Below are 12,898 nucleotides of genomic sequence, written 5' to 3'. Positions count from 1 at the left end.
CCGGATACTTAAAAACCTGAAGATAAAAGCTCAAGCTTTTGGCTTAGAGCTCATCCCTATTTCCAACGCTACGGAATGTGTTTCTTAGGAGTCAACCCTTCTTTCTGGGAAAATATGTTTTCTACTCACCCACCCTTAGCAGAACGTATCCGCCAGGTTGGAGGTTTGAACGTCAGCAATTTAGCAGGAATGCCATCTCGCAATCAGATGCGTTCCCCTTCTGGGGAATCCCTCACAATGGGTTTTGCTGGTGGTGGCAATGCCACGCCAGAACAGGTTGTAAACCAAGTTGGAAGCGTTACACCAGAGCATTTTGCCCATGCTCAAGTGCTGTTATCGCAGTTACCAGAATCTTTGCGTTTGGGTGTGCGGGAGCAACAAAGTGCAATGGCGATCGCTTTGGCGCTAGCGTTAGATACAGAAAATCTCCAAATTCAAGAACGTCAAATTGCTTGGTTACACGAGGTGCAGCCTGCTGATTTGGTAGACAAAACCCTACAATTAAGTAGCGAAATTAGCCAATCAGATCCCAGAATTCGCTTGCTACTTGTGGATTTGGTAGTACCCGTATTACGCCAAAATTCTGCCAAAGAATGCCAAAGGCTGTGCAAATGCGTCCACGGTTTAGTTGTAGCCACCGGAAGTTTATCACTGTGGCATTTTGTGTTGCAGTTAATACTGTGGCATCGTCTTCAACCTACTATAAATCCCACATCTACTACAACGGTAGAATTCACCTCCATCGAAGAGATTTGGCCAGATAGTCTATTGGTACTGTCCGTAATTGCCCGTGTCGGACACTCCCAACCTGATGCGTCTACTGAAGATATCGCCTATGCTTTTCGTTCTGGAGTTTTTCGACTTCCCAAAGCCGGAGAGCAAGAAAAACCAGAAATACCATTAAGCTGTAATTTCACTGAACTGAAAAAAAGTATTGAGCGCCTGCGTCTTGCCACTCCCAAACTCAAACAGGCTATTGTTGATGCTTGTGCCCACACAGTACTATTAAATAACAAAGTTACTCCTTCAGAAGCAGATTTACTCAGAGCGATCGCCATGACGCTAGACTGTCCCATCCCGCCATTTCTAAACTCTCAGCTTAGTGTTTCAAAACAGAAACAACCTTCTCCAAAGCGAAGTTAATGTAATAGCTGAGACACGATTATTTATAACTCAATAAAAAAATTTCGCAAAAACAGACTTTTCCATTATTAAATGACCTTTTGCCAGAACAATAACCTGTTGCCTTGTAATTCTATTTACAGGCAATTCATTTGTTTTTATATCCTGACTATTACATAGCAATCCGATTTGATTTGTGAGAATTACAACCCTAAGTCAGGGTCTTGTCAATCGCGAATAATTTAGGATTGCTATATTATACAGCAGATTTTAAGTTTATCAGGTACACAACGATTCGTCTGTTACTCAAGTATAAAGTGTGTTTTGCTCCTTAATTCTGAATTCTGCCGTCAATAGTTATTTTGATAAAAAGTATTATATTATACAAATTTTATTAATATTATTTATAAGTATTAACTTGCCTGAAAAAGTTTAGACAAAATACCAGCATTCTAGAAATTTGATTGCTATATTAGATTAAATAACTATTCTGGCAAGGGTTTAAAAGCTGTGCGAGATGATTTACAGAGCTTGGAAATTAGTCAAACAGAACTGCAAAAGCTGACTAATTTACCTGTGAATGAGGAACTTTTAATCATTACAAATACCCTCAAGATATTAGCATATATATATATACAAAAGCTTAAAAGCTCTGAAGGAGCAACTGTAGTTTTTATTGGATTTTCTACATTTATTTTTATTTATATTTTATTTGATATAATTATTAAAATATTTGTGACGTGGATAATAATTCCGTCATGGATATTATTAATTTTTTTAGGGTTTTGCGTTAGTGGTATGACGCAAAGTATTTTCTATTTTCTCTGGAAAAGTAGAAGTAAGATTGTAAAAGCTAAGATGACAAAATCTCTGCAAATTTTGTTAAATGAAGTCAAGAGATATAATATTGTTATTAAAGTTATAGATATCAATGACCAAATAGAAGAAGCTGGTAATCCAGAAGTAATTATAAAGGAAAGAGAGCGTGCAATCGAAGCACTTAAACTCACCAAAGCTGATTTAGTTCGTGCTTTAAAAACAGAAAGAATTTTAAGAGAGAATAAGAATTTTATATTGAGTAATACAGAACTATTTGTTAACAATTTAGCAACTTTAACAGCTATGCAAGTAACAGAGGAAGCTACTGAGCATGGAAGGTTACTCAATGAAGCATTACAAATTGCATTAGATGTACAATACGAGATGAAAAGATTACAGACTCAACGTTAAAATAATTCGTAATTCGTAATTAAGTTTTGTATATAAATTTAGAAAGCACTTTTAAATTCACTCGGTACTCAGTAAGAGTTGGATAAATTCATAGAGGTTGCTGGGTGAGTTGGCTGCCAATCTACTAGTAAAATATTCTCAATGGCTTTTTTCCATAATCCTTCCCACGGTTGCGATCTCCGGTCTAACATAAAGAATATTCGTAAAGCGATCGCTTATCCGTATGGACTGGAAAGAAATTAGAGGAAACTGGGTAATCATTCCCAGAAATCCCATAGGTATCGTTCATTTTTTAGGAGGTGCATTTGTCGCCACTGCACCGCACATTACTTACCGCTGGTTACTCGAACAACTGGCAAGTAAAGGCTATGTTGTAATTGCTACGCCTTTTGTTAATACATTGGATCATACTGCGATCGCCAAATCCGTGCTGTTAAACTTTGATCGCACCCTCGAACGATTGCATGATTCTGGGGCATTAGGCAAGCTTTACTTCCCCATCTACGGCGTTGGACACAGTATGGGCTGTAAACTCCATTTACTGATTGGTAGTCTCTTTAAAGTCGAACGTGCAGGCAATATTTTAATATCCTTCAACAACTACGCCGCTAAAGAAGCTATTCCCCTAGTAGAACAATTCAATTCTACGTTTGCGATCGAGTTTACTCCCTCACCGTTGGAAACTAACAAACTTGTCCAAGAGAGTTACAATATCCGGCGCAATTTATTAATAAAATTTAGTAATGACACCATTGATCAATCGGCAGCTTTAACCAAAATCTTACAAGAACGTTTTGATGAGATGGTGACAGCACAAACGTTACCAGGTAATCATACAACACCTTTAGGTCAAGATATTAAATGGCAAACGGGAACATCTTTTTCCCCCTTTGACGCTTTAGGGCAATGGTTCAAACAAGAAGCATACCGCGATTTGAATCAGTTAAAAAGCAACATCCTTTTATGGCTAAATCCTCTGGCAGCACCATAATATTTCATGACTGTTAAACATTCGTAAAATATTATGGGTAAATAGAAATGAGTTATAGCGCTTCTCATTTGAGTCTAATAGAGACCTAAGCCTTAACCTCTAATGTCAGTTGCGACAACGGAGGAAACTCCCTCTTAAGAGAGGAATAGAAGTAAGGTCAAAGTCTATTGCAGACAAATGATAAGCGCTATAGTAGCATTTTTATATTGATACTACTAGCTTATTAGCTCATCGCATATTTTTATTTTCTCTTTTGAGAATAAATTATTAATGAGTGTTTTCAACAAATTTATATGTTTCAAATACTAATAATTGATGACGACTATTCAATAAAAATACTCTTGAAAAGGATGTTGGAAAAACAGGGTTATAAGATCGTTACTGCTAGTAGCGGTGAGGAAGGAATAGAAAAGGCACTAGCTTATCGTCCAGCACTAATTATTTGTGATTGGATTATGCCGGGGTTGAATGGACTGGAAGTTTGCCACCGCATTAAGGCAGACCCTAAATTTTCTACCACATTTTTTATTTTATTAACATCTTTAGATTCCGTTGCCGATTGCGTCAAAGGTTTAGATGCTGGTGCTGATGATTTTATCTCTAAACCTATTGAGCATAACGAATTACAAGCAAGGGTAAGAGCGGGATTACGCCTGCATCAGTTAAGTAGAGATTTGCAGGCTCAAAAGTCACTTTTAGAATCAGAAATGTCAGAAGCAGCAGAATATGTGCGATCGCTGCTACCTTTTTCTATGACTGAACCCTTTAATATAAATTTTCGATTCATTCCCTCGCGACAACTCGGCGGTGACTGTTTCGATTACTATTGGCTCAATGATGACTATTTGGCAATTTACTTACTCGATACTGCCGGACATGGACTCAAAGCTACCCTTCCTTCTGTTTCAGTACTGAATCTACTGCGTTCCCGTGCGCTCAAAAGTCTAAATTACTATCAACCTAGTGATGTATTGAAGGCTTTAAATGATACTTTTCAGATGAATTATCAAAATGATAAATATTTTACGATTTGGTATGGAGTTTATAACCGAATTAACCGCCAGTTAATTTATGCTAGTGCCGGTCATCCACCAGCAATTTTAGTAACCGGCACATCTCCAAGAAAGTCTGAAGTTAAACTATTGAAAACCCCCGGTATGCCAGTTGGTATGTTTCCAGAGGCAAAATATGTTGATGGGTTTTGCAATATCGAAAAATTTAGTACCCTTTACATTTTTAGTGATGGCGCTTATGAAATAACTAAATCAGACGGCACACTTTGGAGTTTGGATGCTTTTATTCAGCTACTAGTTAGCTTACAAGATCCTGTTGATAGCCAACTTGAACGCGTACTCAGTTATTTAATCGCCCTGAACTCCAAAGATGCTTTTGATGATGATTTATCTATTTTGCAAATGAAGTTTGATTAATTATGTATTAGAAACTAAAACCTGATGAAACGCATCTTGATTAGGAAAGATTTCAAATACTTTATCCATATTAGTCAGTTCAAATAATATCCTGACTTGCTCATTAATTGAGCAGAGAACAAGCTTAGTATCTGCTGCTCGCAAGGTTTTAAAAGCTAATACTAAAGCTCCCAAACCTGAACTATCCATAAACGTTACATCTTTAAAATCAACTAACACAATTTTCGCCCCAATTTCTAGAATTTCAGTGATTTTTTGTCGAAACTCTTGTGAAGTTGTGGCATTCAAATTACCACTGAGCTTAATAATTTTTACTTGTTCTTTCATGATTATGTTACTCTGACTTGTGTAAATAATACTCTAATTTCGCTATTATAGAACATTTAAAAATACTTGTAAAATAAAATTTAAGATTACATATTGAGTAATTATTGGTAATTGCTCGATATAGATAAAAATTAGTTATAAAGTTTTGAATCTTTTTTTTATAATTCAAATAACTTATTAGCTTAGTAAAGTGTAGTTTTTTTACTATAAATAGACCACTTATAAATAAATAAGCTAAGTAAGTCGGTACGATAAAAATCTGGTATATTTAGTTTTATAAAAATGTTGTAATGACCAATTTATAAGCCGTTCGCTCATTTGAATTTTCGTCATTTATGTTAGTTTTTTCACGCCGACTTACTTGCATCTCATGGATGTAGATTATATACTTATATACAAGCTGAAGTTACTGTTTTTGAGATTATTTACTAAAGATTTTTGCAAAACTGAGATTCTTCAATAAATCTCGTGATCATAGCTGTCGTTAAGCAATTCAAAATTTAACCAGTCGCAGCGATGCTTATGGCGGACTAGGTCTACGCTTAGCTAAACCGATTCTAGCAGCAACGTTCCTCTCCCTAAGTACTTATGATCGTAACTAGGATATACATTTATTTATGTCCAATTATTTACATAATTGAAATAATTTATCTCTAGACTACCGCTCTAGAGCCAAAAATTTAGGTTTCAACAACGCCAAGCAAGCTAGAATTGCACTAAAGCTTTAAAAGAAGTTTTCTGAAGGCGATCGCCTCTGCTTTAGCATTCCCAATATTTGTCATTTCTCGACAGACAATACAAAAAGTAAAGAGTTATGAATTTGTAACTCGTAACTTTTGTACAGACAAGGGTTAACCCTTGTCTGTACTCCTCACTCCCTCAAACAGGACTCACTTTGGCTCTGTAAAGCAGCTTTTCACCTTGAAGGTAGCCAGTGTAGCGTACTTTGACTGTTTCTCCAGGTTGTGCAGTTCCCTCCAGCAATTGGTGCAGTTGGGGATCGTAAGGTAATTCTGCTCCCACAGGTGCGATCGCTTCCACTCCCCACGCCTGTAAAAGCTTTTCCAGGGGTTTGTGTACCAACGGTATTATTTTGACTGCTGCTAGCTGGGGATTCTCCTGCGCTTTCTGTACTGCTGTTGGCCATTGCAATAATAAAGACTCCAGCAGTTGCAAACTTGACTGCTGGAGTTCTTGTAGTAATATCTCTCGCTGCTGTTCTAATTGAAGTTGCGATCGCTGATACTCTTTTCTTAAATCTGTAATTTCTTGTAACAATTCCTGATTCGGCGCTGCTTTCTCTTGTAGTAACTCTACGTTTGAAAAAGTTGCAATTAATTCATTCAATGAAATCTGTAGCACTGGCGACAGCTTAAGCAGCACGTCTACCCGCATCTGCTCTAACTTTCCTTGGCGTAACCTCAAAAGTTGACGCTCTGAGACACCAGCAGCGCGACTTAGTGCTTTAAAACTAGAAATACCCACCTGTTGCATTAAATCTTGCAACTTTTGGGAATGGGGCATTGGGTATTGGGCATTGGGCATTGGTTGCAGGGTAATTGGGGACTGGGTATTGGGGATTAGGCATGGGTATTGGTGATTAAGTTTTTTCTCTATTCTCTATTCCCAATGACGCCAGTTGCTTCTCCCAAGGGGAGACGCTATGCGTAGCTTGCTTCCCCGGAGGGGTACAAGTCGGGCATTGCCCTTTCGGCAGTTCCTCATGGGGGAAACCCCCAAGACTGGACTGCCTCACCAACGCACTGGCTCCCCAATGCCCCATTCCCTATTCCCTAATTCCTATTCTTCCAGTAAACTTCTCAACATCCAAGCTGTCTTTTCGTGTACTTGCATCCGTTGAGTCAATAAATCGGCGGTAGGTTCGTCGTTAACTTCCTCTATCACGGGGAAAATAGAGCGTGCAGTTCTGACTACGGCTTCTTGTCCTTCCACAAGTTCGCGAATCATCTCCACAGCTTTGGGAACTCCGGGAGTTTCTGGAATCGAACTCAGTTTTGCATATTCGCTGTAGGTTCCTGGTGCGGGATAGCCAAGTGCTCTAATTCTCTCGGCTATTAAATCAACTGCTAAGGCTAATTCTGTATACTGGGTTTCAAACATCAAATGCAATGTTTGAAACATCGGCCCCGTTACATTCCAATGAAAGTTATGAGTTTTCAGATACAGTGTATAAGTGTCAGCCAACAGGTGAGATAAACCATCGGCAATTTTAGCCCTACTCGCCTCGTCAATGCCGATATTTACATTTTTGACTGTTACTTTCGATGACATAATTTTCTCCTAATTAGGTTATATGTAATTGGGGATTGGAAATTGGGCATTGACCAAACAGGGCATTAGGAATACTCTAAGTCCCCATTCCCCATGCCCCATTCCCATTCTCTATGCCAAGTGCATCTTCAAAACGCTACGGGGTGCTTTACGGACTCTGGCTAAAACGGTTTCTTTGCCTAAACGCTGGCAAGCTTCATACCGATGGCAACCAGAAAAACCATAATATTGTCCATCTACTTCTAGGACATCAATAGGTTCTTGCTGCCCAATCTCCGCAATCGATTCCATTAAGGCTTGTACTTTATTTGGATCGTTTGTACGAGGCAATGGCCGTTTTATCTGATTTAATGGAATTTCTTGGACTTTTACCATAAAGAGTTTATCCAACTAATTCTGTTTTTTGTCTCTATATAAATCATAGTCATTATGACTTTGCTTTGCAACTAGTATTTAGAGCAAAATTGGTAATGGTATCATTGGAGCATTCATGCGACAAAAAAACCGCACTATAAAGCAATTGGAAAATCAGCTCCAACGACGCATTAAGGGGCAGAAGACGCTTGAGTACTCGCTATCGCTTCCTTATCAGGTAGCCATGAAATTTTCCTTTTGGCGTTTTCCCCACATTGTGCTTACAATATTTTGTCTATTGGGACTGACTGCGGCATCAGGGCCTGAGAGCAACATTCAGGATATAGAACTGAAAATTGGGATTGTGCAGCGATTTGGCGATCAGCCTACAGCCAAGCTGCAACTGGAACCCATAAAAGGCGATCGCTTAAAGCTAAAATTTCAAGCGGGCAATAAGCAGCAAACCCTGTTTACTAAGAATCCTGTAAAGCTGGAAACAGTCATGCAAGCTTTACCCCAGTCAGCAGTCGAAGAAGTAGTAGTTTTGGGCACATATCGCACTTTTGAAACTGCGGAAGACAGTGCTAAGAAATGGCGTTCTCAAGGAATGGAAGTGGAAATAGCCCAGCCAGAACGCTGGCAGGTTTGGGCAAAACGAGATGTTTACAGCACTCCTTTACTGCGACGCTTGCTATTGCAGAACATCCAAGCTTCTACTCAAGAAAAAGTATATCTTGATACTAAAATTGTGAAACAAGTGCCGCGAGTGAGTTGGGTGATAGATGGTAATCGCTATAGCCCGAATAATTTGGAAATTAGCACTGATAAAAACTTGATTCGGGTAAATAAAAGCGAAAAACCAGAGAATGCTCGTCTTTATGCCGGTCGAATGAATTTGCAGCCAAATGCTTATGGTACATACACTCTCGTTAATCAAGTACCTTTAGAAACTTATTTGCGTGGAGTTGTGCCATACGAAATAGGGACAGATGTACCAAAAGTGGCGCTGGAAGCTCAAGCAATTCTTGCCCGGACTTATGCTTTGAGAAATTTACGTAGGTTTGCCGCAGATAACTATCAGTTGTGTGCTGATACTCACTGCCAAGTTTATTATGGGCTGAAGGGAGCAGCAGCCAAAACAGACCAAGCGATCGCCTCAACTAGGGGTAAAGTACTAACTTATAAAAATGAACTCGTAGACGCCCTGTATTCTTCTACCACTGGAGGCGTCACCGCTTCTTTTAGCGATGTCTGGAATGGCGACGATCGTCCCTATCTGCGCCCTGTGCTGGATGCTCCGACTAAGTTTTGGGACTTGTCTAAGCAGAGTTTAGCAGATGAAAAGAACTTCCAAAAATTTATTAATACGCAACAAGGATTTAATGAAAGTAAGTGGGATATGTTTCGTTGGCATAAGGAAACCCCTTTAAAGGATATTATCAAGGACTTGCAGAAATTTTTACAGGTGAAAAACAGTCCTTATGCCAAATTTAAGACAATTCAGGCTATGGCAGTAGTAAAGCGAAGCCAGAGTGGACGTATCCTTGAACTTGCGATTAAAACCGATCGCAACACCTTTACTCTCCACAAAGACGAAGTTCGCAGTGCTTTTGCAGCCCCGATAAGTACGCTTTTTTACATAGAACCCCTAAACAAGGGTAAACCGGAACTCTGGGGATACGCTTTTATTGGTGGTGGATTAGGACATGGAGTCGGCTTGAGTCAAACTGGCGCTCAAAATTTAGCAAAACTAGGTTGGTCAAGTCCAAAAATTCTCCAATTTTACTATCCTGGTACTCAGATTCAAATTCTCAAAAAAGAGACTAGGCTTTAAGCTAATTGGCATTGAAGTTGCAGCATAATCTAGGAGTCAGGAATTAAGAAGAGGCAAAAAAATTAAGCAGGAACACAACATTTACTGTGTTCCTGCTCAACAGAAAATTAGACTTTTTTCAAAGTCACTTTTAGAGGTAGGCACGGCATTGCAAAGGTGTAAATTTTAGATGCCCTGCTTCTATTCTGTCAACATTAGTAACTGTTGCAAGTTTATGGTTGAGTCGCTTAACTCTTAGTAAAGGTCTTCTTCTTTGTGAGTTTCGATTGTTACGTCAGAGGTTGGATAGGCGACACAAGTCAGTACATATCCTTTTTCTATTTGTTCATCATCTAAGAATGACTGGTCACTTTGATCGACACCACCCTTGGTAAGTTTACCTGCACAGGTCGAGCAAGCACCAGCACGGCAAGAGTAGGGCAAGTCAAGACCAGCTTCTTCGGCAGCATCTAGAATATAGACATCATCATCAACTTCAATTGTTTGGTTCAGTCCTTCAGACTCGTTGACTAGTGTCACTTTATAAGTTGCCATTGGGTAATCCTCTCTTTTGCAAACGGCAGTATAAGTTATCTTAAGGCAAAGGTCACGGCTGTTCTGTGGAATTAGCCGCTGGTTTAAATTTGCTTCAATTCTGATACTACGAGAAAAATTAAGCGATGTACCTGGAAATTGAACCCGATTAGTAATGAAATTTAGTTACTTAATCCCGATAAGTTTTATTTATATTATTTTCTACCCAACTCAGGTTGTGATTAGAAAAAATTATATTTTTAAAAAGTAAACATGAGTAAGGTTAATGTTATCTATATTTTGTAGGACTTACGCACAAGAGATACCCCAACTCCTTTAAAAAGTAAGGCTGTTTTATTTTCTAATCTGATTAAACGCGCTCGTTATGGATCAAAGAAATATAACATTTTAGTTTTCTGCTTCGATTATTGTTTTGTGAGAGTGATGGAAGCTGTTTAAGGACGCGCTCGCTTCCGTTATGGATAGAAGAAACAAGTCAAATCCTTTTCCCTTGTGCCTTCTGCCTCCTGCCTCCTGCCTTGTTTCTTAAAAGAGCAATATATAGCTTCAAATAAAGTCTTATTTGTCCTTGAGGGGTAGGACGAATGTTGTAGAGTCTAGACTGGTGAAACCAATAAAGAGAGAATCTCACTACTAGAAGCGTGGGAAGATCAAAACAGAACTAATGAGGATCATGTATAATTCAGAAGCAGCTTTGGAAAAAGCAAGAGTGCGTGTAGGTTTGGTAGGTACTGGGTATGCGGCAAAGTTACGGGCTGAGGCATTGCTTCATGATGAGCGATCGCAGTTAATCGCAGTTGTTGGTCATACAAGAGAAAAAACCGAAACCTTTGCCAGAGAGTACCAAATTGAAGTTTTGAGTACTTGGCAAGAGCTAGTAGAGCGTGAAGATATAGACTTAGTAGCTATCTCCACTATTAATCGAGATCATGGGGCGATCTCTCGTGCAGCACTTGCCAATAGCAAACACGTAATTATAGAGTATCCCCTTTCGTTGGATGTAGTCGAAGCTGAGGAACTGATTGCCTTAGCCAAAGCACAAAAAAAACTCTTGCACGTGGAACATCTAGAACTTTTGGGTGGTTTGCATCAAGCCTTAAAGCAAAACTTATCCAAAGTTGGTGAAGTGTTTTATGTTCGCTACAGCACCATCAATCCTCAAAATCCTGCACCCCGCAAATGGACTTATAACCACGAGTTTTTCGGTTTTCCCTTAATTGGTGCCCTATCTCGCCTACATCGTCTTACCGATTTATTTGGTAAAGTATTTACTGTTAACTGTCACCAGCGATATTGGAAAATAGAACCGGAATACTACCAAACCTGCTTGTGTATTAGTCAACTCTGCTTTGACAGTGGACTTTTAGCCCAAGTAGTGTACGGCAAAGGCGAAAGCATTTGGCAATCAGAACGCAAGTTTGAAGTTCACGGTGAAAAAGGTGGTTTAATTTTTGATGGCGACACCGGAATATTCGTCCAGCCAGGGGAAACAACATCTTCTATAGAGGTTGGCCCTCGCCGGGGTTTGTTCGCTAAAGACACGAGTATGGTGTTAGACCATCTTTTTGACGGGACTCCTTTGTACGTTACCCCAGAGGAGAGCTTGTATACCCTAAAGGTTGCTGATGCTGCACAAAGAGCTGCACAGACAGGGTTAACTATGTTTATGAAAGATATCTAGATAAAAGTTAATGAAAACCGAACTAATTGTTATTTTATCCCAACGAGAATTAGACAAAATGCGTCAAGCTGGGCGTTTAGCAGCTAAACTCCTTCAGCATCTAGAACCGTTTGTAAAGCCAGGAGTTAGCACTCTCGAACTAAATGATGAAGCCGAACGTTGGACGCAAGCGCATGGAGCAAAAAGCGCACCCCTTGGCTATAAGGGTTATCCTAAGTCGATTTGTACTAGTGTAAATGAGGTCATCTGTCATGGCATTCCCAATGCCAAGCAAATTCTTAAGGAAGGTGACATCATTAATGTTGATGTCACGCCGATTGTTGAAGGTTATCACGGCGATACATCGAAGACATTTTTTGTTGGTACACCTTCTCCAAAAACGAGAAAGCTGGTAGAGGTGACAGAAGAGTGTTTACGCTTGGGTATTGCTGAAGTTAAACCTGGGGCACGCATTGGCGACATTGGTGCAGCCATTCAAGAGTATGCTGAAGGACAAGGCTTTTCTGTGGTGCGAGATTTCGTTGGCCACGGCATCAGTAATATTTTCCATACTGCGCCGGATGTGCCCCACTATGGTACACGTGGTAAGGGTAAGCGCCTCAGACCAGGAATGGTTTTTACGATTGAGCCAATGATTAACGAAGGTACTTACGAAGTCGAGGTTCTGGGCGATAAATGGACTGCTGTCACGCGCGATCGCAAGCTTTCTGCTCAATGTGAGCATACCTTAGCTGTAACTGAAGATGGCGTTGAAATCCTTACTCTACCTGAAGGCGAGATTTACTAAACTGGTAGATTTTTCTACTTCTTAATTAACATAATGGTTGAAACTCTTGCTGCGGAAAACGTCACACTTAAGCAACTAATATTGCTCTATGGATTAGAGTTAGTTGATTCGGAAGAATTCTTTCGAGAGTGGCAAGATGACCTACCAGAACTGACAAGCTTAGAAAAGCAGCTATTGGATCAAATAAAGGCAGGTTACATAAATTTACGAAACTATCCGCCTTTATTATAGCAGTCGCCATCTTAGTTAGGACGTAGAATATATAGAGAAGTGATTGATTTCTGCATTCGTATGGCAAACCCTTACAGTTATGATC

The 12,898-nt window shown here is 39.5% G+C and carries 13 protein-coding genes; 8 read left to right on the top strand and 5 right to left on the bottom strand.

The window, feature by feature from the left end; genetic code table 11:
• Positions 1-114 precede the first annotated feature (114 nt).
• From V7K89_RS18425 to V7K89_RS18410, 4 genes are all read left to right on the top strand, one after another.
• The gene (locus V7K89_RS18425) at positions 115-1,143 is read left to right on the top strand and encodes a hypothetical protein (protein WP_335189560.1); all 1,029 of its coding nucleotides are present in this window, start codon (positions 115-117) and stop codon (positions 1,141-1,143) included.
• A 489-nt stretch (positions 1,144-1,632) separates the two neighbouring features.
• Positions 1,633-2,352, top strand: a complete 720-nt coding sequence (locus tag V7K89_RS18420) for a hypothetical protein (protein WP_335189558.1) — start codon at positions 1,633-1,635, stop codon at positions 2,350-2,352.
• 223 nt (positions 2,353-2,575) lie between these two features.
• Entirely contained in the window at positions 2,576-3,343 is a 768-nt protein-coding gene (locus tag V7K89_RS18415) for a DUF1350 family protein (protein ID WP_335189556.1), read from the top strand.
• Positions 3,344-3,636: 293 nt separating this feature from the next.
• Complete coding sequence (locus tag V7K89_RS18410) at positions 3,637-4,773, top strand: SpoIIE family protein phosphatase (RefSeq protein ID WP_335189554.1); 1,137 nt, start codon at positions 3,637-3,639, stop codon at positions 4,771-4,773.
• Here the strand turns inward: V7K89_RS18410 and V7K89_RS18405 are convergent, their stop codons facing one another.
• The 4 genes from V7K89_RS18405 to V7K89_RS18390 all read right to left on the bottom strand — a co-directional run bounded on the left by V7K89_RS18405 (position 4,774) and on the right by V7K89_RS18390 (position 7,767).
• The gene (locus tag V7K89_RS18405; RefSeq protein ID WP_335189552.1) at positions 4,774-5,100 is read right to left on the bottom strand and encodes an STAS domain-containing protein; all 327 of its coding nucleotides are present in this window, start codon (positions 5,098-5,100) and stop codon (positions 4,774-4,776) included.
• Positions 5,101-5,979: 879 nt separating this feature from the next.
• A complete protein-coding gene (gene grpE / locus V7K89_RS18400; protein WP_335189550.1) occupies positions 5,980-6,624 on the bottom strand; it encodes a nucleotide exchange factor GrpE in 645 nt (214 codons plus the stop codon).
• 276 nt (positions 6,625-6,900) lie between these two features.
• On the bottom strand, positions 6,901-7,392 hold the full coding sequence (locus V7K89_RS18395; RefSeq protein WP_289799395.1) for a Dps family protein: 492 nt from the start codon (positions 7,390-7,392) through the stop codon (positions 6,901-6,903).
• 111 nt (positions 7,393-7,503) lie between these two features.
• Positions 7,504-7,767, bottom strand: coding sequence for a ParB N-terminal domain-containing protein (locus V7K89_RS18390; protein WP_104907642.1), 264 nt, complete (start codon positions 7,765-7,767; stop codon positions 7,504-7,506).
• Positions 7,768-7,882: 115 nt separating this feature from the next.
• Here V7K89_RS18390 and V7K89_RS18385 point away from each other — a divergent pair, with 115 nt between their 5' ends.
• Positions 7,883-9,580, top strand: coding sequence for a SpoIID/LytB domain-containing protein (locus tag V7K89_RS18385; RefSeq protein ID WP_335189548.1), 1,698 nt, complete (start codon positions 7,883-7,885; stop codon positions 9,578-9,580).
• Positions 9,581-9,814: 234 nt separating this feature from the next.
• Here V7K89_RS18385 and V7K89_RS18380 read toward each other — a convergent pair whose 3' ends face one another.
• A complete protein-coding gene (locus tag V7K89_RS18380) occupies positions 9,815-10,114 on the bottom strand; it encodes a ferredoxin (protein ID WP_335189546.1) in 300 nt (99 codons plus the stop codon).
• Between the two features lie 673 nt (positions 10,115-10,787).
• Between V7K89_RS18380 and V7K89_RS18375 the strand changes: the two genes are divergently transcribed.
• Genes V7K89_RS18375 through V7K89_RS18365 form a run of 3 tightly spaced genes read left to right on the top strand, consistent with a single transcriptional unit; the run spans position 10,788 to position 12,813 of the window.
• Entirely contained in the window at positions 10,788-11,795 is a 1,008-nt protein-coding gene (locus tag V7K89_RS18375) for a Gfo/Idh/MocA family protein (RefSeq protein WP_335189544.1), read from the top strand.
• A gap of 10 nt (positions 11,796-11,805) precedes the next feature.
• Positions 11,806-12,582, top strand: coding sequence for a type I methionyl aminopeptidase (gene map / locus V7K89_RS18370; protein ID WP_335189541.1), 777 nt, complete (start codon positions 11,806-11,808; stop codon positions 12,580-12,582).
• Positions 12,583-12,615: 33 nt separating this feature from the next.
• Entirely contained in the window at positions 12,616-12,813 is a 198-nt protein-coding gene (locus V7K89_RS18365) for a hypothetical protein (protein WP_335189539.1), read from the top strand.
• Positions 12,814-12,898 lie beyond the last annotated feature (85 nt).

The organism is Nostoc sp. (assembly GCF_036917515.1).
GTDB lineage: Bacteria > Cyanobacteriota > Cyanobacteriia > Cyanobacteriales > Nostocaceae > Nostoc.
Note: the sequence above shows the minus strand (reverse complement) of the source record. Positions and strands in the feature narration are given on the sequence as shown.

Coding starts and splice junctions, on each gene's coding strand:
- V7K89_RS18425 (WP_335189560.1), top strand. CDS start 115: ATGTTTTCTACTCACCCACCCTTAGCAGAACGTATCCGCCAGGTTGGA.
- V7K89_RS18415 (WP_335189556.1), top strand. CDS start 2,576: ATGGACTGGAAAGAAATTAGAGGAAACTGGGTAATCATTCCCAGAAAT.
- V7K89_RS18410 (WP_335189554.1), top strand. CDS start 3,637: ATGTTTCAAATACTAATAATTGATGACGACTATTCAATAAAAATACTC.
- V7K89_RS18405 (WP_335189552.1), bottom strand. CDS start 5,100: ATGAAAGAACAAGTAAAAATTATTAAGCTCAGTGGTAATTTGAATGCC.
- grpE (WP_335189550.1), bottom strand. CDS start 6,624: ATGCCCCATTCCCAAAAGTTGCAAGATTTAATGCAACAGGTGGGTATT.
- V7K89_RS18395 (WP_289799395.1), bottom strand. CDS start 7,392: ATGTCATCGAAAGTAACAGTCAAAAATGTAAATATCGGCATTGACGAG.
- V7K89_RS18390 (WP_104907642.1), bottom strand. CDS start 7,767: ATGGTAAAAGTCCAAGAAATTCCATTAAATCAGATAAAACGGCCATTG.
- V7K89_RS18385 (WP_335189548.1), top strand. CDS start 7,883: ATGCGACAAAAAAACCGCACTATAAAGCAATTGGAAAATCAGCTCCAA.
- V7K89_RS18380 (WP_335189546.1), bottom strand. CDS start 10,114: ATGGCAACTTATAAAGTGACACTAGTCAACGAGTCTGAAGGACTGAAC.
- V7K89_RS18375 (WP_335189544.1), top strand. CDS start 10,788: ATGTATAATTCAGAAGCAGCTTTGGAAAAAGCAAGAGTGCGTGTAGGT.
- map (WP_335189541.1), top strand. CDS start 11,806: ATGAAAACCGAACTAATTGTTATTTTATCCCAACGAGAATTAGACAAA.
- V7K89_RS18365 (WP_335189539.1), top strand. CDS start 12,616: ATGGTTGAAACTCTTGCTGCGGAAAACGTCACACTTAAGCAACTAATA.